Raw genomic sequence first — 20,584 nt, 5'->3', positions numbered from 1 at the left:
GCAGATGCTTGCCATTGCACGCTGCCTGATGGGCGAGCCGGAACTCATCATGTTCGACGAGCCGTCGCTTGGACTCGCGCCGACCGTTGTGCACGACGTGCTCAAGGTCATTCGCGATCTCAACACCGCCGGAATGACCTGCGTACTGGTTGAGCAGAATGTGGCGGTTTCGCTCAAGATCGCGAGCCAAGCGTATGTTCTTGAGAATGGCCGGGTCACGCTTGCGGGCACCGGCGCCGCTCTCCTCGCCGATGACCGTGTGCGACAGGCCTACCTCGGCGTCTAGCGAGTTCGTTTAATCGAAACCGCCGACGCGGGCAGCGCTTGGCTGCAAAATCTCGAACGCCATGGACCAGCCGGCGATAAGCTCTGGTCCGAGTAAGACGCCCCGCCATATCCGCTGTTGCGGTTTTGGCATGGCCTCGGCGCCCTCCGCGAGATATCCTGCGCCGGAATCCAAACAAGATCTGCCTGGAGGAACCGCCATGAGCAAATTCATCATAGAGCCGCACTTCCGCCTGCAGGAATGGGTTGCCGAGGAAAAGGGCTATTTTCTCGCGGAAGGACTGGAGTATGAATTCAGGGAGCTGATCCGCTCCACCGAAGGCCAGCACCACAACAAGGTCAACGAGGGCGCCTTCCAAAGCATCGAGAAGGGCCGTGAGGCCGATGTAAGCTGCGCCTGTCATTGGACGGTAAACGTTGCGGCCTCGAACGGCCACACCAAACTCTATGCCGATGCGTATTCCGTCGCGCCCTCAGGTATTTTTGTTGCGGCGGATTCCAAGGTGCGGACGCCGGCCGATCTCGTGGGCGTTCCTATTTCGGTCGGTTTCCAATCGGGGAGCCATTACTCGACGATCCAGGCGCTCGAGCAATACATGCGACCGAACGAAATCAATCTGACGTTCGAAGATGGCATGCTGTTTCACCGGATGGAGTTGTTGATCGAGGGGAAAAGCCCGGCCGCCGCACTCTTTAATGGACCATATTACCTGGCTGAGCAGCTCGGCCTGCGTAAAGTGATCGATACGACTTTCATGATCGCCGCCATGATCAAGGGCGCACCGGATCCGGAAGATGTGCGACGATATTTTCGCGCTTTGCGAAAGGCGCAGCACGATATCGACCTGCGGCCCGAACTCTATACGCATTACTACAAGAACGAATTCCCCGACCGCTTTCACGAAATGATGGACACGAGGCGATGGGGACCCGGCGAGCGGATCGTATTCGAACCGTATTCCCGTGAAGTGTTTGAGCAGTCGTTCGACTGGATCGAAAAGCACGGCATTTTCCCGGAAGGCCGGATGGGCTCGGGCGACTACGACCAGGCCACGATCTCGTTTGCGGCAGCCTGATCACTGAGCTCCTCGAACTGCGGTCCGCCGAGGTTCGACTCCCCGAGGTGGTTGGAGAGCCATTGAGATCGCAAGAGACAGACAGGCCTGCCCGCGAGTTCTTTCTTTCGATCGGACTTATCACGCTGGTCTGGGTCGGCGCTGCGAGCCGTTGGATACTCAACAACGCTGTCGTGCCGTGGGATTCCAAAAACCAATTCTACGCGTTTTTCCGCTTTTTATCCTCAACCCTCCACGGCGGAAATTGGTCGTTCTGGAATCCCTATCATTATGGCGGACACCCCAGCGTCGCGGACCCGCAATCCCTGATTTTTGCGCCGCTGTTCGTTGCCTGGGGCGCGCTGGATTCCGCTCCGACCATGAGGGCATTCGATCTTGTCGTTCTTGGTCACCTCCTCGTGGGCGGAATCGCCATCGTTTCGATCGGCTGGCGCGCGCGCTGGCCGGTGCCGGGCTGTGTGTTGGCGGCGAGCCTCTTCATGTTTGGCGGCGCCGCCTCGGGGCGTCTCCAGCACACCGGGATCATCCTTAGCTACAGCGCGTTCCCATTGGCGCTGTTGCTGCTGCAGCTTGCTCTTGAGCGGCGCTCGTACCTGCTAGCCGGTCTCTTTTCGGTCACGGCGGTCAATGTCGCGCTCGGCCGAAACCAGGTGGCTCTGCTCCTTTGCGCCCTGCTACTCGCTGCTGCCATGGCCGAAATATTTTGCTCACGGGCACCGGTACGTTATCTGCGTGACAGATCAGGGGTGCTGACCACGATGGCCGCAGCAGGTGGCGCTTTGCTGCTGATACCCATGCTGTTGACGCTCCAATTCGCGGATCTCTCAAACCGGCCCGAGGAGTCGCTGAATGATGCGCTCAGGGCATCCCTCTACCCGGCCAATTTCGCGACGCTTGCCGTTGCAAATATCTTTGGGACGCATTCAGGCTATTGGGGTCCGGGCCCAGCGACCCTTCCGGAAGTCGCGCTGACGGACGACGCCGAGAATTACTTGTTCTTCGGCGTCGTACCGACGCTGCTGCTGATTTGGATAGGTATCGCCGGAGGCAGCGCATGGCGACGCGGCCGCCGTCTATTGAGTGGCACAGCCATCATCGCCTGCTTGTTCATGCTCGGGCGCTATACGCCGCTCTATGAGTTGGCGTTCAGGTTCGTGCCGGGCATCGATCTGTTCCGTCGTCCCACCGATGCGAGCTTCGTGCTTGGGTTCGCTCTCGCCATTCTCGCCGGCTACTGCCTTGCCGACTACGTCCGCGAAGGTCTGCCACGATTTCGGTTGGCGTACAGCATCGCCGCGGTTATGCCGCTGGTTGCCCTCGTTCTCTCGGCGATCATGTTCTCGGCGCGGACCGGGCACAGTCTGGACGCCACACGAGAGGCCGCGATTGCCGCCGCAACCATGCTCGCGGCGGCATTGATGCTTTTGGTCGGTCGGCAGCCGCGCTTTCGTCTCGCCGCCGCCGGATTGGTGACGCTTCTGGCCCTCGCTGAACTGCTGTGGTGGAATGCCGCCTCTCGCCTCAATGCGAGGAGCTGGAGCAACTACGCCGTGCTCGAAGCACCGACTGGTTCGGATGCGGTCGCGATAGATTTCCTCGACGCCACGATCGCAACCGATCACCGGCGCGGCGACTATCCGCGCGTTGAGGTTATCGGCCTTGGCGGTCCGTGGCAGAACCTGGCAATGGTGCGTGGGTGGGAAGCGACCAATGGATATAATCCGCTGCGCGTCGGCATCTACGATCAGCTGGTAGCGCCCGGCGAGCAAAGCTGGGATGTTTACCTCCGGCAATTCCCACCATCATTCAGCAGTTACAACTGCACGCTCGCGCAGGCCCTCGGCCTTACCTATCTGGTGCTTGGACAGCCGCTGCATCGCTCGCCGATCCCGACGCCAGCGAGGGCGGATCTTCTGCTCAGCGGTCCGCCAGCGTGGATTTACCGGCTTCCGGGCGCAATGCCACGGGTGCAAATGTCCGATCGGTCTGGCAGCGTAAAAATCTATTCGTTTCGACCGGACCGTGTCGATCTCATCGCGGGTTCGTCGGCGGGCGGATCGGTCATCCTGCATGATACGTACTATCCCGGCTGGGTCGCCGAGATGGATGGCAAGAAAACAGCGATCCGGCGGGCTGATCCGTTTTTCCGGGCCGTGGAGATACCTCCTGGTACTCACCGCCTGACGTTTCGTTTCGCTCCGTTCTCCCTGAGCAATCTTCGCGAGGCTTTTAATTCTGCGCTCGGACGCCCCTCAAATATCGATGGCGATTCAGGTAAATGAACTCGCCCGCCAGAATTGCCCAACGATGCGAACGCTTAGTTGAGATTGAACAGGTTCTTTCGCAGCCTGGAAATCAGATCGGCGAAGGATAGCCTGACAGGCGGATCGTTCGCCGCGGGGCTGCCTCTCGCCGCCGCGGGGCCGCTCGCAAATTGCGGTCGATCGGGTGCGAATTTCGGCGTCTGCCGCTTAGCCGGTTTTCGCTTCTTATGGTCAACGTCAGCTATCGAAGAAGCGGGAGCCACTGAAGCGTACGATTGCAGCGGCAATGGCTTGCTTGCGATCGTCTCCTGTACGATTGGCGGCGGTGTGATCGTCGGCTGAGTGGTGTCAATGATGATGCGTTCCGGCGGCTGCTGAACTGAAGCGATCCGGATCACCGGCTTGGCGGCGGCCTCAGCCGTGCGCTCCGGCGGAGATTTGGGCAGGAACCAATCCGTCACATAAAGCAGCGCGAGAAGCGTTGCACCGACCAACGCAAAGTATCGTCCGACAGGCATGATCAGCTCTCGCCGCAATAGTGACGTCACGAGAGCAAACGCCGTAATTCCTGAACCTTCGTAACCGAACGTGGTTACTGCCGAAAATTTCGGACTGAACTCTGAATTTTGAGGAGCCTAACTCGACTTGAGGACGCATCGCCGCGGCAACACCGGAGCGTGACGCGCTCTGCCTCTTCGCCGCACCAGGTGAGACCCGACATCAATGGTGAATGATCACGACACGTTCTGGCGTCATGAGGATGAGGTCCGCGATGCCAACACCGCATTCTCGAGGCTTGGCACCACAACGAGACGTTTGATCTCGCCTTCCTTGAACGCTCTCAAGAACCTTTCATAATCCTTGATCGATACGCAGCCGTTCGAGTCACCGTTGGGACCGAGCATGTAACTGTGCGCGAGCAATCCGGAGCGTCCCAGCGTGGCGTTCGCGTCCACCGGGATCATCCTGAGGGCTTCGATGCCGTGAAAAAGGCGCTCGCGCGGTTTCAGGTCATAGATGGCCGGCGGTGTCGCTCCGACCATTCGCTCGCTCACATGATTCGGATCGTCCATCAGGCGCCCAAAACCTGAATGGGCTTCCAGCTTTGATCCGTTTGGAAGATAAACGGCGCGAGCCGAGATGTCGTAAACGGCTGTGAGATTATCGTAACCGAGTGACGTAAGATCCGGCCGACTGCCAACTAGCCCCCCATCGGGAGCAAGCGAGGCAAGGGTGATGCGCGCCGGAAAGAGATCGGAAAGCTTTTGCAACAACGTGCGATTATCGACCTGAGCAGCGGTAGAGCCGCCCGCGAATTCGAGGTTCGCCTCGTTCGGGCGAGATCTCGGAAGGGGAACGGAAGCAACGTTTGCGTTCGCGGATTGCTCCAGAGCAGGCGGCTGCAAAAGCAGAGCCTGCAGCTTCCGGGCGAGTAGGCCCTTTGCTTCCTGAACTTTGTGCTCGAGTTCGGGAGGCACAGATTCAACGAAGCGAGCGGGCGACGATCCGAGCAAAAGCGAGCGCGAAGTTGAACCCGGGAAGAACCGCATATCGAACGGGGTTGGCTCGGCGGGCTTTGAGAATGCGGGTGGAGAAAACCAGCCGGCTGGATCGAGATGCGCAATTAACGCCGCCGAACCGAATGCCAACGCGAGGGCAGCGATAATCGGCGTCGCCTTGTCAGACCACAAATTGCTCGAAGCTGACGGAGGCGCGTCAGCGGTCGTAGCAAGTAAAGCCATCAAGTCCCCCGTCGACCCCATCGACACCGGCATTATGGAAGCCCAAGTGAGGCATAATCTAGGCAGCTGAACGAGCTACCCGCAAATCGCTATCCACAAAAGCGAGCATAAACCGCGCCTGGAGAGTCGGAAAGCGACCAGAAAACATGGCGCAAAGGGACGCATCGCCGCGCCTGCGCTACTTCAGGTAGCACACATTCCTCTTCCTTTAGCCGACTTCCCAAGCCTCAGCATCTCAAGAGAAAGCTACGCCGATCCGTGCCTCTTTGCGCCAAACGACACGACAGCGCTGCTTGCCGATCTGGGAATCAATCAGAAGGTCAAAGGAATCGGGGATGGCAAGCTGACTATCGACCTCGATGTTTGCGCCGCCGATCGAGACGTCATGGACAGCGCAGTCGATTTTCGCACCCTGGAACGAGATCGTTCCGGCCTTCAGGACTGGCTGACGCTCGTTCTTTCGATTGTTCATCAGCGCGATTCCCGGTCATCGGCAAGTTAGCGGTGCGTGCAAGCGGCGAACATGCCAGCGAACTCGAAAACGCTCCATGAATCCCGAAGTTGCAATTGAGCTAAAGGTTGAAGGCTTCCCGGCAAGGAGCCGTCCTAAGTGACTTAATGGGCGCAATCAGTTCGGTCCCTGCCCATGACCCGATCAAATGCGTTCCCCATTTCATCCGTTGACGGCGCAAGGCCGGTAAATAATTCGAACGCGTCGGCGGCCTGATAGATTGCGAGTTCGCGTCCTGTCATGACGCGGGCGCCCTTTATCTTTGCAGCTCGCAACAGCGGCGTCCAAACTGGAAAATAAACGGCATCGGTAACCCATAGTCCATGATGCAATAGCCCCTCTGGAACCGGCGTTCCCCGATCAGGAAGCATTCCTACCGGCGTTGCATTTACGAGACCAATTACGCCCCCAACTACATCTTCGACGCTATCGGCGACGATAGCCCGACAGTGCGCCTTCAGGATCAGAGCAAGATTTTCAGCCTTGGCCCGGTCAGCATCGAATATGCGCAACTCCGGTACGCCGAGGCGCACCAATGCGAACGCAATTGCCTTGCCGACGCCGCCTGTCCCGATCACGGCGACACTGCCTCGCGGTGATTCCGCGATCATCCTGGCCGCAGCTCGACCAAAGCCAGTTTTGTCTGTGTTGTATCCGATCAGTCGATTGTCCCTTACTACCACCGTATTGACCGCTCCAATTGCTGCGGCATCTGGCGACAATTCATCGAGCAGACCAACCACGGCTTCCTTGTACGGATAGGTGACGTTCACACCGGCAAAGCCGAGGCGACGCACGCCATCCAATAAAACGCGCAATTCTTGCTCGCCGGCCCGTGCTGTCTCAACAAGCTGGTAGTGACAGCGGACACCAAGGTCGTCAGCGGCCTGCTCGTGCATGGCTGGCGCAGCCGAGTGCGCAATTGGTGCGCCTATCAATCCGGTGAGAAAAGCCCTGCGGGTCAACGATTCAGCCTATTCTATTTTGGAAACAGAGTTGGGCGTACCTATGAAAGCCTGTTTTCTGCGGTGGCTACGTCGATCACGTCAGGCAACGCGAGCTCGAGGGCGTAAGAGCAGCAAGGGAAACAACGTCACTAGTCGAGACTTGCGGTTCGAGCATCGAGAGCGAAAATGCTTTGATAAATTTCCGGATCGGCGACCCCCTGAATTACTTCGGGGGCAATCTTGGCCATTCTGCCCAGCGCACCACGAAGAGAAATCTGGTCGAGCGCTTCGATGATAAATAGCCCAGCAAAGAGCCCTTCTTGCCGACGCATTCCCTTTTCGACGGTCGGCACTGTCGTCCGCTCGAGGTCGGTCGCACCAATCTGCACCGCTGCAATTCCGTCTAAAGAGACAACAGCATCGGCCAGCTGTTTCGATTGTTTTGGAAGGTGCTCGATACGCAGAGCGGCAATTGTGGATCCCTCTCCGCGACCCGCCCGGGCCGCGATGATCCCACCACCTCGAATGAAGTTACCGAGCTGGGGCATGATCCGCTGTGACCACGGCGTCGGTGCATTAAGGCGCGCAAGGTAAGCAGGTCCGTCGAGCACCTCGGAGGTTTCCAGCTCGTAGAGAATAAAGAAACGATCGACATCGGAGCGATCCGCGCGGAACACGCGAGAGGCAAGGAATCCTTTTGTCATCACGCGTTCAGTAGTGTGCTCGCGTGTCAGCCAATGCCGATAGTCGGTCAAGGCCCCTCGCTCGATGTCGCTCCAGATCGCGAGAAAGCCTGAGCCGCGCATCTCGATCTCCTCTCAAATCGGCCTTAGGCCACACAAGGCCCTGCGGCAACACCGAAGCGCCAGCAGGCCACGCGCGAACGAGGTCTCCTTTTCATCATCCAACGGCTGCGCGGAATATCCTCATGTAGTTACCGCCCGAGATCTTCCCGGCATCTTCCGGCGTAAAGCCGCCGCGCAGCATTGCGCTCACGAGATGCACCCATTTCGAATAGTCCTGCACAGAGCCGGGCGCCACCTGCTGGTCGGTACCGATACAGACGTGATCGACACCGACCACATCGACCATTTCTTTTAGGCCATCGACATATTTGTCGAGGTTCGGGAAGAAGTGCCAGATGCCGATCGCACCGCCGGTGGAGGCCACCATTTTGGCGTGGTCACGGCTGATCTGTCGCGGCACGAGTGGCGTTGGGCCCATCGCCGGCGAACCCGACAGCGCGGTATGCGACAACAGCAGCGGCTTGGTCGCGACTTTGACCGCCGCCTTCACCATCTCCTCGCTGGCATGCGCCACATCGCAGACAAAGCCGAGCCGGTGGCAGGCCTGGATCACCTCCGCGCCAAACGACGTAAGCCCGTGATGGGTGACGATGCCGGTCTGGAAGTCACCAATATCGTTCGGCGTATAATGCACGAGCTGGACGTGCCTGACGCCGCGCTGATGTGCCTGTTCGAGCCGCTCCAGCTTTCCCTCGAGGAAATCGAGCCCTTCGATATCGCTCACAATCGCGGGCTGTCCCGCCGCATGCGCGGATTCGAGATCAGCCGCAGTCAGCGCCCGTGTCAGCCCATGATGCGCCACCATCTCATCGACCCAGTCGAGCCGGCCGAGATGATACTTGTTGAGTTCGCCGCTCGCCGGCGTCCGCAGCGCGCGGAGCACGCCGGCCGCATCGCGGCCGAGCAGCGGCCCATCCGGAACATCGGCAAGGCAGGCGATCGCGAGTCCGCCAGCCTTCATGCCCATGGCGAGATCGGCACTGGGCGGGGCCTGCGAGGTTATGCCGGTGGTCCCGCCATGGGTGTGGACGTCGACCGAGATGGATTTGCGCAGCACGTCGAGCGCCGCAGACGTGTTCTCGGCGACCTGGGCTGCGGCGGTTGAACCGCGCAGTCCAACACCACCCCCGAGCATCGCAGCGACCGAAGTCAGCGCAGCACCCCACATCCACCGCCGGCGCGTGAACGAGTGCCCGTGGCAACCGCATTCGATGCTGCAGCAATCCATATGATCCTCCCCTGACATCGAGCTTAAGCGCCCGCTAAGGAGCAAGTTGATCCCAGAGCGGAGCGAAGTTCAAGCCAAGGTCGGGCAATGCAGGGGAGCATCCAAATGCCGCCGGCACATTCGGCTGCGTCTGCTCGTTGGTTTTGTTGGTGAGACGGAGAAAAAGCGCAGAACCATTTCGACGAGATTTGAATCATCCGCGACATTGGCCAGTCCGATAATCCAAATCGGCCGCGCGACGCGGAAAGCACGGGCTGCCCGATTCTCAAAGATTAACAAATTCTCAATCGCCGTTCTTGGCCCCAAGATATTTGCTAGCGAAGTCTCGCGCGCTCATGGAGAGCGCCGCCAGATTCTGTCTCGCTCCCGAGAACGCCATGTTGGCGCCGTCAAAACGACCCGATGAGCTTTATACTTTGAGGTGCGCGGTACGGCTCTCTCCCATAGGAGGCGACCGGTGACTTCGATTGTGAAGCAGCGCGCAGCGCATGAGCCGCTTTACGACATCAATCCGCAGACCGGCGCCACGATCGAGGTGTTTTACGCCGACCGGGCACTAGAGACGTTCGGCTGGAAAGGTGCTGGTTGGTTCTGGTGGGCTCGCAGGCGAGGCCATTCACCGGCGGGATCACCAAGAGGTCCGTTTGCCACAAGGTACGCGGCATATCGTGATGCGATGACTGCGGCGGGACCCGCCTTTTAGTAATTTAGGGCGCGCGCGCGCCAGCGTGCTTCGAAGCTATCGTCGGGTACCGACGCTTGTGCGTCCAGGAGATCGTTTGGTTGCACAGTGAGGACGTCCTTTGGTGCTCTATCTGGCTTCGGCTGTGCTGAAGCCTGTTCAGGCGACCAGCGCAACGATGTTTTCGAAATCATCGATTTGCCTTCGTACCAGCACTTTCGGCCATCGATAAGTCGCCAGGACCACCAGCGCCCGTGCGTGTCTGACGGTCGCGCATTGCTGCATTGAATAGCCTGCGCCGTTGGGGCGCCAATTGGTAGGAGAGCGGCAATGAAAGCGGCGGAAGCAACCCGCCGAAAACGCTTCGTCATCGAGCACTCACGCGGTAAATTTACTTGTGGAAAGCAGCCTCTCTTTCAAATTTGGTCGCAAATGGTCAGAAATTTGGCCACATTTGGGGAATCGGCGCGCATTGAGGCGATGCCGGTTTCGGTGCTGACACCGGTTGGAGTCGCAGGGGCATGCGGTTTTAAGCGATCGATCGGCTCACGGGGTAACACAACCGCAGTGTGCAATCGGCCGGCGTGTCCCGCATTCAAATCTCACTATTCGATGACTTCGTCGGCCAGCGCGAGAAGGGTTGGCGGAACTTTAACGTCGATTGCTCGAGCCGTCTTGAGGTTGATGGCGAGCCTAAAGCGGGTGGGTTGCTGAAACGGCAGATCCGCAATCGGGGTACCCTTCAGAATGAGATCGATGTAGTTTGCCGCGCTGCGATAGCTTTCCTGCACGTCAATGCCGTAGGATATCAGCGCACCGTTCTTGGTTTCGGACACGAAAGTATGCATGGCGGGCACCTTCATTGCCATGCACCCGTCGACAATCACGCGGCCATTCGCGACGGTCAGCGGATCGGCAGCCACAATCAGCGCAGAGACCTTATGATCACGTATACTGGTCAACGCCTTCGCGATGTCGTCGGCGGACTTGACCCGCAATGAAAGCAGCTCAATTCCCTGCGCCTCTGCTGCTTGCATGGTCTGAGTTTCCAACAAGCCCTGCTGCGGATTGGCCGGAACCCACATCAGCGCCGCCGTGCGCATCGCGGGCACGATTTCGTGCAACATTTCAAGTCGCTTGCCGGCTAGGGTGTCGTTGAAGGTGGTGAAGCCCGTCACGTTCGCCGTGGGATGCGACAGGTTCTTGGTAAACCCTAGTCCGATCGGATCACCGCTGACGGCAGCCACGATCGGGACTTCGCTGCTGGCCTCCATCAAAGCCCGTGTAGTCGTTGAGGTCGTCGAAACGATGGCCTCGGGTCTGAGCCCGATCAATTCGGTGGCGGATTGACGAATGCGTTCGCTGTCGTTATCGCCGAAGCGAACCGCGAGCTGCAGATGCTTGCCTTCTGTCCAGCCCAGCTCGCGCAGCCTGAGGCTGAAGCTGTCGAGGCGCGCGGTGCCTTCGAGATCACCCTCGCCCCAAGTCGCCAAAAATCCGATACGCCGTTGCCGAGCGCCGCCCTGCGCGAACGGCTGGGCTACCGCCATGAACGGGCGCTCGATGGCCGCGGCACTTAGAGCCAGAATAAAGTCCCGCCGTCGCATCTGCGCCTCTAGGGCTGGGGACAAAGCATCGCATCGCTTCACAAACTAGCACAGCTACGGGAATTGCGGTGTGAACGCCCAACACCCTGATGGTTTCAGGGACGTTACCCAGAAACTGGCATTTCTTGAATTGACGCGTTTGAAGCTGTCATCCGCAATATGAACGAAAAAAGCCCGCCAACACTGAGTTGACGGGCTTTTGTCTGGTTGCGGGGATAGGATTTGAACCTATGACCTTCAGGTTATGAGCCTGACGAGCTACCGGGCTGCTCCACCCCGCGATAAACTTTTCGCGCCTCAGAAACCAAATGCCGAAACGTCGTTGGCCAACGCCTTGGGGCGCCGATCGATCCCGTTCCGAGGCTTCCTGAGAAGGCAACCCTTGGGCGCGTGCGCTTGGGTTGCGGAGGCTGTGTACCAATGCACGCCCGCTTTGGAAAGGCCCGCGAGGTGAGTTTTCGCGGTTTTCTGTCCGCAAAGCACCATCGAATCCGGCTTTATTGCGCAAAACCGACCGGCAGCCGGTGCTCTTGCCAGCACATCTGCCAAAGGCCAGCTTCGCGGCCTGGAACAGCACGGACAGCGCCATGGACCAACCTGTAAAACGCTACGGCCAAAGCACCCTCCATGACGACTTCCGCCGCATGCGCGAGACGTCACGGGCAAAGCCCGCGCCGAAGCTCCGTGAGCGGCTCGATCGGCTGGCGCGGTTGCGCGCCGCCGTTTCCGAGAACGAAAGCCGGTTCGAGCAGGCGATCTCCGCGGATTTCGGCCATCGCTGCGCCACTGAAACCGCGATCGCCGAGTCGCTATTGGTGCTGGGCGAGATCAAGCACGCCAGCAAAAACCTAAAGAAGTGGATGGCGCCACGGCGCGTCGCCACCGCCCTGCAATTCGTGCCGGCCAGGAATCGGCTGATCCCTCAGCCGCTCGGCGTCATCGGCATCATCGCGCCGTGGAATTATCCGTTGCAGTTGACGCTGGCACCGGCAGTGGGCGCGCTCGCCGCAGGCAATCGGGTGATGATCAAGCCAAGCGAGCTGGTGCCGCGCTTCTCCGAACTGTTGAAAGAGGTGATTTCAGCCAGGTTCGCGATCGATGAACTGGTTGTAACCGGTATCGATAGCGATATCGCGCAGGCTTTTGCGTCGCTGCCGTTCGATCATCTGATTTTTACCGGCTCGACCCGCGTCGGGCGTCTTGTGGCGGAAGCCGCCGGGCGCAACCTGACGCCAATCACGCTTGAGCTCGGCGGCAAGTCGCCTGCCATTGTCGATCGTTCTGCCGATTTGGCAAAGGCTGCGCAACGCATCGCTTACGGAAAACTGCTCAATGCGGGCCAGACCTGTATCGCGCCTGATTACGCGCTGGTGCCGCGCGAGCGCGTGCAGGATTTCGCCGACAAGGTGGACGCCGGCATGCGGCGGATGTTCGGCACCAATCCCGACAACGACGATTACACGTCTATCATCTCCGATGCGCATTATGCCCGCCTCGAAAGCCTGGTGAGCGATGCAAGCGCCAAGGGGGCGCGGATCATACAATCCGCAAAGCCCGACCATCCCGACTGGAAATCCCGACGCAAGTTTCCGCCGACGCTTGTTCTCGGCGCGACCCATGAGATGACGATCATGCAGGAAGAAATCTTTGGTCCGCTGCTGCCGGTGGTCGGGTACGAGGACGCGTCAGAAACTATCTCCTATATCAATGAACGCGACCGGCCGTTGGCCTTGTACTGGTTCGGCAACAATGACGCCGCTCGCGATCAAGTGCTGACGCGTACCGTCTCCGGCGGCGTTACGGTCAACGACTGCCTCTTCCACTTCACGCAGATCAATCAGCCGATGGGCGGCGTCGGCGCGTCCGGCAGCGGCGCCTATCACGGCGAATGGGGCTTTAATGCCTTGAGCAAATTGAAGCCGGTGTTCTATCGCTCGCCCTTCAACCGCCTGGGGGATCTCTATCCGCCCTACGGCGGGAAAATCGCGCGGCTGCAGAAGCTGCTGAGGTTCATGTCGTAGCCTGCCGGCACGAGCTGATCGTTCACGTCAGCAGGAATCCGCCATCGACCGTGATCACGCTGCCGGTCATGTAGCGAGAGGCGGAGGACGCCAGCAGCATGATCGCGCCGTCTAGATCGGATTCCGCGCCAACGCGTCGCTGCGGGATCCGCTTGGCTAGTTTCTCGCCCGACGGCGTCGACCAGAACGCATGGTTCATCTCCGTATCGATATAGCCGGGCGCCAGCGCGTTGACGCGAATCCGATTGCCGGCGAGTTCCAGCGCCATCGCCTTGGTGGCTTGGATGATGCCAGCCTTCGAAATGGTGTAGGGCGACAGGAATTTCATCACGCCGAGGCCCAGCACGGAAGCGATATTGACGATATTGCCTTGCTGCTTGCGCGCGATCATCCGCTGCGCGATCTCGGTCGCGGTGAAATACGCGCCCTTGAGATTGGCATTGATCACCGAATCCCAATCCGCCTCGGTCTGGTCCACCGAAAGTTTCTCGATCGCAATACCGGCGTTGTTGATGAGGACAGTGACAGGACCAAGCGAGGCTTCCGCGCGATCGATCGCCTTTCCGATCGTAGCGGTATCCGTGACGTCCATCTGCACCGCGACGGCGCGGCCGCCCTGCCGGACGATTTCCTGCTCAAGGCTCTTTAGCTTCGCGGTCTGCCGCGCGGCCAGAACGACGGCGGCGCCGTGCCTCGAAAGCACCCGCGCGAACTGTCGCCCGAGTCCCTGCGATGCGCCGGTGATGAGAATGATTTCCTTGCTGACATCAAACAGGTCGGTCATAACGAACTCCGCGTGGGATATCGCAAGCATTGATACAGGCCATTTTCGCGATAGCAAACGGCGGATGTCTTATCAGGGCCAGTCGGCTTGGATACAATCATGCAACCGAATTTCAGAACATCTGACGTAAGGGAGTGAGATAGTGGATCTTGGGATCAAAGGCCGGCGCGCCATTGTATGCGCATCCAGCAAAGGTTTGGGACGTGCCTGCGCGATTGCGCTCGCGAATGAAGGCGTCCACGTCACCTTGACCGCTCGCGGCGCCGAGGCTCTGGCTAAAACAGCAGCCGATATACGCAAAGCCAATCCCGGCGTCACCGTGACCGAGGTCGCAGGCGACATCACCACACCGGCTGGCCGTGAAGCCGCCCTGAAGGCATGTCCCGATCCGGATATCCTGGTCAACAATGCCGGCGGTCCTCCGCCTGGTGATTTCCGCAGCTGGACCCGCGACGACTGGATCAAGGCCCTCGACGCCAACATGCTGACGCCGATCGAGTTGATCAAGGCGACTGTGGACGGGATGATGTCCCGCAAATTTGGACGGATCGTCAACATCACTTCCGCGGCGGTAAAGGCGCCTATCGAGGTGCTTGGATTATCCAACGGCGCTCGCACTGGCCTCACGGGCTTTGTCGCCGGCATCGCACGCAAGACGGTGATCAATAACGTTACGATCAATGCACTGTTGCCGGGCCCGTTCGACACCGATCGCCTGCGCGGTCCCGTCGCGAAGATGGATGCGGATAAACGCGGCATTACCGTCGACCAGCTCCTTGCCGAACGCGCCAAACTCAATCCCGCCGGACGCTTCGGCGATCCCGAGGAATTCGGGCTTGCCTGTGCTTTTCTTTGCGGCGCTAAGGCAGGCTTCATCACCGGACAAAACATCCTGCTCGATGGGGGCGCCTTTCCGGGCACGCTGTGAAGGCGGTCTGGTACGAGCGAACCGGCGCGGCGCTGGACGTCCTCACCTTCGGCGAGATGCCGACGCCACAGGCCGGACCGGGCGAAGTCCGGGTCCGGCTGCACGCATCCGGGGTCAATCCCGCCGATGTCGGTCGCCGCGCCGGCAGCTATCGAGAAATGGAATTTCCCCGTGTGATCCCCAACAGTGATGGCGCGGGGATCATCGACCAGCTCGGTGATGGCGTCACGCGGTTCAATATCGGCCAGCGGGTTTGGCTCTATAATGGGCAGCGCAACGGTCGAGCCTTCGGCACGGCGGCCGAACGTATCGCTCTCGCTGAACATCTGGTGACTCCTTTACCGGAAAACCTGCCGTTCGCCGCTGGCGCGACGCTCGGAATTCCCTGCATGACCGCCTGGTGCTGCCTGTTCAGTGATGGGCCGATTGCGGGGCAAACTGTACTCGTCAGCGGCGGCGCCGGGGCGGTCGGGCATTATGCGGTGCAACTCGCTAAGTCGGCTGGCGCGCGCGTGATCGCAACCGTCAGTTCGCCCGAGAAAGCCGAGCAGGCGCGGCTGGCCGGCGCCGATCTCGTCGTCAACTACAAGAGCGAGGATGTCGTCTCCAAGGCGATGGCATTTACCGGAGGGCGCGGCGTGGACCGGGTCGTCGATGTCGATTTCGGGGGCAACATCGGAACAACGCTGAAATTGATGGGCCTCAACTCGACGATCGCCGTTTATGCCACTAACGGCAACCGACATCCTGTAGTGCTGATGCGCGAGCTGATGGAGAAATGCATCGCATTGCGCACGCTTGTTCTATACGCGCTGCCGCCGGCATTGCTTGCCGCCGCCCAGGCGGACATTTCGAAGTGGCTGGCTTCAGGCAGGCGTATCCACAACATCGCCGGGCAATTTCCGCTTTCGCAGACTGCGCAGGCTCATCTGGCCGTGGAGAAGGGTGACAAGCTCGGAACTGTGATTGTCGACTGTACCCGGTAAGCATCACACCGGGGTGGTGCGCTCGTCATTCCATGTCAGCCCGAACTGTTCGAGTCCCTCGGCCAGGTAATCACTCACCAAGGGTTCGCCGAGCAGGTAGCTCGCGGTCCGCTTGTCGCGAACTTCGGCTGCATCATGTCGTAGATCGTCCCATTCCTCGATGGTGCCATCGCCGCGCCCCAGACGCATCAGCGCGACCAGATCGATCTGCTCGTCTTCGGTCATGGCGTTGATGAATCCGGCAATCTCGCGCGCCACGGGATCCTCGCCATTGTCCTCAAGCACGTCGATCATTTTGTCGTCGGTACTGTTTGAGCCGGAGTCCGGATCGGAGTCCCCCTCCTTGACGTCGTATTCACGCATTTTCTCGATCAGAAATCCGACCTTTTCGGCCGAAATGGATAGCTCTGGCATCTAAGGGCTCCTTGCTTGGAAGTGCCCCCTCAACGCGCGGAAGGGTGAGATGATCCATTGCGCGCAGCAGCGGAAACCAGCATCTTTCGGTGCACAAGCCACGGCTCCCGTTTGTCCCACCTCGCGAGAAGCGCCCGAAATGTTCTGGAAAGTAGGTAACGTCAAGATCACAAAAATCGTCGAACTGGAAACCGTCGGCAGCACCCGCTTCATCCTGCCATTGGCAAGCAATGAGGAAATCCGAAAGCTTCCCTGGTTGATACCGCATTTCGCCACCGAGGAAGGCCGGCTAAAAATGTCGATCCACTCGCTGGTGGTGGAGACGCCCGGGCGACGGATCATGGTCGACACGGGCCTTGGCAACGACAAGCAAGGGCGCAACGTGCCCACCTGGAATAACCGGCAGGCCCCGTTTCTCGAAACCATGCGCGCCGCCGGCTTTCCGCCTGAGAGCATCGATACTGTCCTCTGCACGCACCTGCACGTCGACCATGTCGGCTGGAATACCAAGCTCGTGGAGGGGCGCTGGGTGCCGACCTTTGCCAATGCGCGTTACGCCTTCGGCAAAACCGAATATGAGCACTGGCGTGACCACAGGGACGAGCCCGACAAGGCGGCGGTATTTGCAGATTCGGTGCAACCGATCGTCGATGCCGGCATGGCCGATCTCCTCGCCAGCGGTGATAGAGTTTGCGAGGAGATGACCCTGCTCCCGACACCTGGTCATAGTCCTGGGCACATGAGCATTCATATTCGATCGAATGGTGAAGAGGCGCTGCTCACCGGCGATGTCGCCCATCACCCGTGCCAGATGGCGCATCTCGAATGGTCATCGACGGCGGATTCAGACCCCGTGCAATCGGTCGTGACGCGGCGCGAATTGTTCTCCCGCTTTACCGACACCCCGGTGCTGGTGATCGGTGGCCATTTCAATGGCGGCCACATCCAGCGCGACGCCAGCGCCTTCAGGTTCGTGGTCTAGCGCTGGCGTTTGAAAATGAGCACCCGGCCTGAAATGGGCCAAAACCGCGCCCCCGCTGTGCGCAGTCAGCAGTTGAATTTCCCGGCGCGCTGTTCCAAGAAGCATCCAAGCAACATTGTCGCAGGGAGTGATAACAAAATGAAGCTTGTTCGTTACGGAGCTATTGGGCAGGAAAGGCCCGGCCTGATCGACAAATCGGGTCAATTGCGCGATCTCTCGGCCTATGTGAAGGACCTCGACGGCGAGGCCTATTCGCCGGCCTCATTGGCCAAATTGGCTGCGATCGACCCCGCATCGCTCCCCGCCGTCAACGGCAAACCCCGGCTCGGCGCACCGGTTACCGGCATCTCGAAATTCGTCGCCATAGGCCTGAACTATAGCGATCACGCCAAGGAGACCGGCAACCCAATTCCGTCAGAGCCAATCTTCTTCCTGAAGGCAAACACCGCACTGAGCGGCCCGAACGATCCGGTTGAAAAGCCGCGTGGCTCAACCAAGCTCGACTGGGAAGTTGAAATCGCCGCGATCATCGGCAGCACCGCCAAATACGTTTCCGAATCCGACGCGCTCAATCACGTCGCCGGCTATTGCGTTTGCAATGATGTGTCCGAGCGCAATTTCCAAATCGAGCGTTTGGGTCAATGGACCAAGGGCAAGTCGCATGACACGTTCGGTCCTGTGGGCCCGTGGCTAGTTACCAAGGATGAAATCCCGGACGTGCAGAAGCTTTCGATGTGGCTCGACGTGAACGGCAAGCGTCGCCAGACCGGATCGACCGCCACCATGATCTTCTCGATGGCGAAGTGCATTTCCTACGTCTCGCAATTCATGACCCTGCGTCCGGGCGACATCGTCACTACCGGCACACCACCGGGCGTCGGCACGGGCATGAAGCCGCCGCAGTTTCTCAATGTCGGCGACGTGGTCACATTGGGCATCGAGGCACTCGGTGAGCAGCGACAGGAAATCATCGCGGCGTAAGGCTGATCTGCAAACGTCATTGCCAAGAGGGTAAGCGGCGAAGCGATCCGGACTGCGTCCTTCCCCTCGGAGGCTTCGCCAAAACTTACCTTCCGCTGCATTCGTACGAACCGCCGGCTCGTAACGAATTCTCGTTACGGACCATTCTCAAGGACATCCCATGAAACTGTCATTTTCGCCGGCCTCGCCGTTCGCTCGCAAGGTTCGCATCGCCGCGATCGAGCTCGGACTGATCGACAAGATCGAGTTCGTTCCGGAGACCGTGGTTCCCGGCCAGGCGAACGAAAAATATTCCAGGGTCACTCCGCTGAAGAAGTTGCCGGTGCTGATGCTGGACAATGGTGACGTCATCCTCGATTCGTATGTCATCGTCGAATATCTGGATGAGCTCGCCGGCGGCGGAAAACTCATTCCCACATCGGGAGCGGCACGATGGAGGGTCAAGAGCGACCATTCGATGTTGCAGGGGATGTTGGATTCGATGCTGCTATGCCGCTACGAACAGATGGTGCGGCCGGAGCCGCTGCGCTGGAAAGCCTGGGGCGAGGATCACTGGAATCGGGCCTGGAGCGGCATGGCGCGCTTCGAGAACCAAAGCGACATGCTCTCTCGACCATTCGATGTTTCGCAGATCGCGCTCACTTGCGTGCTCGGCTATGCCGACTTCCGTTTTGCCGATTGCGGCTGGCGTAAGGCATACCCGAATCTCGACGCGTTCCAAGAAAAGATGCTTGCTCGTCCTTCGGTGCAGATTTCGCTACCTCCCGCCACCTGAGATGATCCCTTGACCATCAAACTCGCCATCGACGATCTCACGATCCACCGCATCATCGAGCAGGAAACCACCTTCCTGCCGGCGCTGGACATGCTGCCGGGCCTGACGCCGGAGTTGCTGGAAGAGAACAAGGGTTGGATGCGCGAGGCGAGCGCGATCGATGAATCCGACGTGCTGATTCTGTGCTTTCAGTCCTACATCGTCAAAACACCCCATCATACGATTCTGGTCGATAGCTGCATCGGCAACGATAAGCCGCGCCCGTTGCGCCCGAAATGGAACATGAAAACCGACGCCACCTATATGCGTGCGCTGGCGGCCGCTGGTGTTTCCGTCGATGACATCGATTACGTGATGTGTACGCATCTGCACGTTGATCATGTCGGCTGGAACACGCGGCTGGAAAATGGACGATGGGTGCCGACATTTCCCAATGCGCGCTATCTATTTGCCAAGGATGAATTCGATTACTGGACCGACCAGCACACCAAAACGCCGATTGCGCCGTTTGGCGATAGCGTTCTGCCGGTCGTCGAAGCCAAACGAGCCGAGATCGTGAACAACGATTTCGAGATCGGCGATCATGCCCGAATTTTGCCGACACCGGGCCATACGCCGGGACACGTTGCGTTCGCCTTTGGGCGCGGCAGGGATAGCGCAGTAGTCGCCGGCGACCTGATGCACTCGCCATTGCAGGCTCGCTATCCGCAACTCTCCGCGAAATTTGACGTCGACGGCAAGCAGGCCGCAACGACGCGGCGCAATTTCCTGGAGCGTTACTGCGACACCGACACGCTGTGCTGCACGGCACATTTCCCCTCGCCCTCGACCGGAAAAATCCGTCGCTGGGGCGACGGATTTTCCTGCAAGGCGATTTAAGGCGCTTTCGAGCGAAATGCGTACCGGCTCGCGCGGGCCAAACGCCTCAACCGAATTCCGATCATCATTCGAACAGGCTCGGCGTGTGGTTGACCACCGCACCTTCGATCGCCAGCATTTTCAACTTGGTCACAACTCCGCCATTGGCGGAGAAGCCGCCCGGCTTGCCACCGGCAGCGAGCACCCGATGACAGGGCACCACGATCGGACAGGGATTGCGCCCGAGCGCCTGACCGACATCGCGCGACAGCTCGATCCCGCCGAGCCGCTTGGCAATATCGCCATACGTCATTGTCTTGCCCGGCGGAATGGATCGGGCAATCTCATAGACCCCGCGGTGGAATTCGGGAACACCCTCCAGGTCAAGCACCACATCCGCAAGATCGTTCGGCTTTCCCTCCAGCAGTTCGACGATGCCGTCGATCGCGCGTTGCACCTCCGCAGGCGGCGCCATCTCCGCGATATCGCCATAACGCTGACGGATGCGCGCGCGAGTCTTGTCCTCGTTGCCCATCGGTAACTGCACCGCGCTGACGCCCCGGGGACCCCAGGCAATCCCGCACCGTCCGATGGATGTGTCGAATATCGCAAAATGATGAGCAGTCATCGCTGGCTCCTACTCTGTCTATGCATTTAGTCTGATGCTGGATCGGAATCTAGGCTTGGAGATTGTTGCGATCCACCCG

The 20,584-nt window shown here is 59.6% G+C and carries 21 protein-coding genes, 1 tRNA gene and 1 pseudogene; 11 read left to right on the top strand and 12 right to left on the bottom strand.

Features of this window, described 5'->3' with window-relative positions; translation table 11 throughout:
- From VJV58_RS04140 to VJV58_RS04130, 3 genes and pseudogenes are all read left to right on the top strand, one after another.
- Nucleotides 1-286, top strand: a pseudogene (locus tag VJV58_RS04140) (ABC transporter ATP-binding protein); the annotation flags it as partial.
- A 199-nt stretch (nt 287-485) separates the two neighbouring features.
- Complete coding sequence (locus VJV58_RS04135) at nt 486-1,361, top strand: hypothetical protein (protein WP_324136076.1); 876 nt, start codon at nt 486-488, stop codon at nt 1,359-1,361.
- A 62-nt stretch (nt 1,362-1,423) separates the two neighbouring features.
- Nucleotides 1,424-3,643 (top strand): hypothetical protein, encoded by a 2,220-nt coding sequence (locus VJV58_RS04130; protein WP_324136075.1) that lies wholly within the window; start codon nt 1,424-1,426, stop codon nt 3,641-3,643.
- Nucleotides 3,644-3,678: 35 nt separating this feature from the next.
- On the opposite strand, the gene VJV58_RS04125 is transcribed toward VJV58_RS04130, so the two are convergent.
- From VJV58_RS04125 to VJV58_RS04100, 6 genes are all read right to left on the bottom strand, one after another.
- Nucleotides 3,679-4,143 (bottom strand): hypothetical protein, encoded by a 465-nt coding sequence (locus VJV58_RS04125; RefSeq protein WP_324136074.1) that lies wholly within the window; start codon nt 4,141-4,143, stop codon nt 3,679-3,681.
- Between the two features lie 234 nt (nt 4,144-4,377).
- Nucleotides 4,378-5,367, bottom strand: a complete 990-nt coding sequence (locus VJV58_RS04120) for a DUF2778 domain-containing protein (RefSeq protein WP_324136073.1) — start codon at nt 5,365-5,367, stop codon at nt 4,378-4,380.
- Between the two features lie 235 nt (nt 5,368-5,602).
- On the bottom strand, nt 5,603-5,839 hold the full coding sequence (locus VJV58_RS04115; protein ID WP_324136072.1) for a PilZ domain-containing protein: 237 nt from the start codon (nt 5,837-5,839) through the stop codon (nt 5,603-5,605).
- Between the two features lie 143 nt (nt 5,840-5,982).
- Nucleotides 5,983-6,843 carry a shikimate dehydrogenase gene (locus VJV58_RS04110; protein ID WP_324136071.1) on the bottom strand — a complete coding sequence of 287 codons (861 nt, stop codon included), beginning with the start codon at nt 6,841-6,843 and terminating at the stop codon, nt 5,983-5,985.
- A 131-nt stretch (nt 6,844-6,974) separates the two neighbouring features.
- On the bottom strand, nt 6,975-7,631 hold the full coding sequence (locus VJV58_RS04105; protein ID WP_324136070.1) for a hypothetical protein: 657 nt from the start codon (nt 7,629-7,631) through the stop codon (nt 6,975-6,977).
- A gap of 94 nt (nt 7,632-7,725) precedes the next feature.
- On the bottom strand, nt 7,726-8,859 hold the full coding sequence (locus VJV58_RS04100) for a dipeptidase (protein ID WP_324136069.1): 1,134 nt from the start codon (nt 8,857-8,859) through the stop codon (nt 7,726-7,728).
- A gap of 457 nt (nt 8,860-9,316) precedes the next feature.
- Here VJV58_RS04100 and VJV58_RS04095 point away from each other — a divergent pair, with 457 nt between their 5' ends.
- Nucleotides 9,317-9,562, top strand: a complete 246-nt coding sequence (locus VJV58_RS04095; protein WP_324136068.1) for a hypothetical protein — start codon at nt 9,317-9,319, stop codon at nt 9,560-9,562.
- Between the two features lie 138 nt (nt 9,563-9,700).
- Here the strand turns inward: VJV58_RS04095 and VJV58_RS04090 are convergent, their stop codons facing one another.
- The 3 genes from VJV58_RS04090 to VJV58_RS04080 all read right to left on the bottom strand — a co-directional run bounded on the left by VJV58_RS04090 (nt 9,701) and on the right by VJV58_RS04080 (nt 11,429).
- On the bottom strand, nt 9,701-9,826 hold the full coding sequence (locus VJV58_RS04090; protein ID WP_324136067.1) for a hypothetical protein: 126 nt from the start codon (nt 9,824-9,826) through the stop codon (nt 9,701-9,703).
- 320 nt (nt 9,827-10,146) lie between these two features.
- Entirely contained in the window at nt 10,147-11,148 is a 1,002-nt protein-coding gene (locus tag VJV58_RS04085) for an ABC transporter substrate-binding protein (protein ID WP_324136066.1), read from the bottom strand.
- Between the two features lie 204 nt (nt 11,149-11,352).
- Nucleotides 11,353-11,429 (bottom strand) — tRNA-Met (locus VJV58_RS04080).
- Between the two features lie 306 nt (nt 11,430-11,735).
- Here VJV58_RS04080 and VJV58_RS04075 point away from each other — a divergent pair.
- The gene (locus VJV58_RS04075; protein ID WP_414641398.1) at nt 11,736-13,169 is read left to right on the top strand and encodes a coniferyl aldehyde dehydrogenase; all 1,434 of its coding nucleotides are present in this window, start codon (nt 11,736-11,738) and stop codon (nt 13,167-13,169) included.
- 22 nt (nt 13,170-13,191) lie between these two features.
- Here the strand turns inward: VJV58_RS04075 and VJV58_RS04070 are convergent, their stop codons facing one another.
- Nucleotides 13,192-13,953 (bottom strand): SDR family oxidoreductase, encoded by a 762-nt coding sequence (locus tag VJV58_RS04070; protein ID WP_324136065.1) that lies wholly within the window; start codon nt 13,951-13,953, stop codon nt 13,192-13,194.
- Between the two features lie 142 nt (nt 13,954-14,095).
- Here VJV58_RS04070 and VJV58_RS04065 point away from each other — a divergent pair, with 142 nt between their 5' ends.
- Nucleotides 14,096-14,881: an SDR family oxidoreductase gene (locus tag VJV58_RS04065; RefSeq protein WP_324136064.1), complete on the top strand. Its 786-nt coding sequence runs from the start codon at nt 14,096-14,098 to the stop codon at nt 14,879-14,881.
- Nucleotides 14,878-15,867 carry an NADPH:quinone reductase gene (locus tag VJV58_RS04060; RefSeq protein ID WP_324136063.1) on the top strand — a complete coding sequence of 330 codons (990 nt, stop codon included), beginning with the start codon at nt 14,878-14,880 and terminating at the stop codon, nt 15,865-15,867. The genes VJV58_RS04065 and VJV58_RS04060 overlap by 4 nt, the downstream gene beginning before the upstream one ends.
- A 3-nt stretch (nt 15,868-15,870) precedes the next feature.
- Here the strand turns inward: VJV58_RS04060 and VJV58_RS04055 are convergent, their stop codons facing one another.
- A complete protein-coding gene (locus VJV58_RS04055) occupies nt 15,871-16,281 on the bottom strand; it encodes a DUF3775 domain-containing protein (RefSeq protein WP_324136062.1) in 411 nt (136 codons plus the stop codon).
- Between the two features lie 139 nt (nt 16,282-16,420).
- Here VJV58_RS04055 and VJV58_RS04050 point away from each other — a divergent pair, with 139 nt between their 5' ends.
- The 4 genes from VJV58_RS04050 (at nt 16,421) to VJV58_RS04035 (ending at nt 19,898) form a co-directional block, all read left to right on the top strand.
- Nucleotides 16,421-17,263: an MBL fold metallo-hydrolase gene (locus tag VJV58_RS04050; RefSeq protein WP_324136061.1), complete on the top strand. Its 843-nt coding sequence runs from the start codon at nt 16,421-16,423 to the stop codon at nt 17,261-17,263.
- Nucleotides 17,264-17,401: 138 nt separating this feature from the next.
- Nucleotides 17,402-18,244: a fumarylacetoacetate hydrolase family protein gene (locus tag VJV58_RS04045; protein WP_324136060.1), complete on the top strand. Its 843-nt coding sequence runs from the start codon at nt 17,402-17,404 to the stop codon at nt 18,242-18,244.
- A 160-nt stretch (nt 18,245-18,404) separates the two neighbouring features.
- Nucleotides 18,405-19,019, top strand: coding sequence for a glutathione S-transferase family protein (locus VJV58_RS04040; RefSeq protein ID WP_324136059.1), 615 nt, complete (start codon nt 18,405-18,407; stop codon nt 19,017-19,019).
- Nucleotides 19,020-19,028: 9 nt separating this feature from the next.
- Entirely contained in the window at nt 19,029-19,898 is an 870-nt protein-coding gene (locus tag VJV58_RS04035) for an MBL fold metallo-hydrolase (protein ID WP_324136058.1), read from the top strand.
- Between the two features lie 64 nt (nt 19,899-19,962).
- On the opposite strand, the gene VJV58_RS04030 is transcribed toward VJV58_RS04035, so the two are convergent.
- The gene (locus VJV58_RS04030) at nt 19,963-20,505 is read right to left on the bottom strand and encodes a methylated-DNA--[protein]-cysteine S-methyltransferase (protein ID WP_324136057.1); all 543 of its coding nucleotides are present in this window, start codon (nt 20,503-20,505) and stop codon (nt 19,963-19,965) included.
- Nucleotides 20,506-20,584 lie beyond the last annotated feature (79 nt).

The organism is Bradyrhizobium sp. (assembly GCF_035273305.1).
In the GTDB taxonomy this organism is placed as follows: domain Bacteria; phylum Pseudomonadota; class Alphaproteobacteria; order Rhizobiales; family Xanthobacteraceae; genus Bradyrhizobium.
This window is presented reverse-complemented; position numbering and strand designations above follow the sequence as displayed.

Excerpts from the sequence above, each read along its gene's own strand:
- VJV58_RS04135 (WP_324136076.1), top strand. The coding sequence starts at position 486 with ATGAGCAAATTCATCATAGAGCCGCACTTCCGCCTGCAGGAATGGGTT.
- VJV58_RS04125 (WP_324136074.1), bottom strand. The coding sequence starts at position 4,143 with ATGCCTGTCGGACGATACTTTGCGTTGGTCGGTGCAACGCTTCTCGCG.
- VJV58_RS04120 (WP_324136073.1), bottom strand. The coding sequence starts at position 5,367 with ATGGCTTTACTTGCTACGACCGCTGACGCGCCTCCGTCAGCTTCGAGC.
- VJV58_RS04115 (WP_324136072.1), bottom strand. The coding sequence starts at position 5,839 with ATGAACAATCGAAAGAACGAGCGTCAGCCAGTCCTGAAGGCCGGAACG.
- VJV58_RS04105 (WP_324136070.1), bottom strand. The coding sequence starts at position 7,631 with ATGCGCGGCTCAGGCTTTCTCGCGATCTGGAGCGACATCGAGCGAGGG.
- VJV58_RS04100 (WP_324136069.1), bottom strand. The coding sequence starts at position 8,859 with ATGGATTGCTGCAGCATCGAATGCGGTTGCCACGGGCACTCGTTCACG.
- VJV58_RS04090 (WP_324136067.1), bottom strand. The coding sequence starts at position 9,826 with ATGCAGCAATGCGCGACCGTCAGACACGCACGGGCGCTGGTGGTCCTG.
- VJV58_RS04085 (WP_324136066.1), bottom strand. The coding sequence starts at position 11,148 with ATGCGACGGCGGGACTTTATTCTGGCTCTAAGTGCCGCGGCCATCGAG.
- VJV58_RS04075 (WP_414641398.1), top strand. The coding sequence starts at position 11,736 with ATGGACCAACCTGTAAAACGCTACGGCCAAAGCACCCTCCATGACGAC.
- VJV58_RS04070 (WP_324136065.1), bottom strand. The coding sequence starts at position 13,953 with ATGACCGACCTGTTTGATGTCAGCAAGGAAATCATTCTCATCACCGGC.
- VJV58_RS04055 (WP_324136062.1), bottom strand. The coding sequence starts at position 16,281 with ATGCCAGAGCTATCCATTTCGGCCGAAAAGGTCGGATTTCTGATCGAG.
- VJV58_RS04050 (WP_324136061.1), top strand. The coding sequence starts at position 16,421 with ATGTTCTGGAAAGTAGGTAACGTCAAGATCACAAAAATCGTCGAACTG.
- VJV58_RS04045 (WP_324136060.1), top strand. The coding sequence starts at position 17,402 with ATGAAGCTTGTTCGTTACGGAGCTATTGGGCAGGAAAGGCCCGGCCTG.
- VJV58_RS04040 (WP_324136059.1), top strand. The coding sequence starts at position 18,405 with ATGAAACTGTCATTTTCGCCGGCCTCGCCGTTCGCTCGCAAGGTTCGC.
- VJV58_RS04030 (WP_324136057.1), bottom strand. The coding sequence starts at position 20,505 with ATGACTGCTCATCATTTTGCGATATTCGACACATCCATCGGACGGTGC.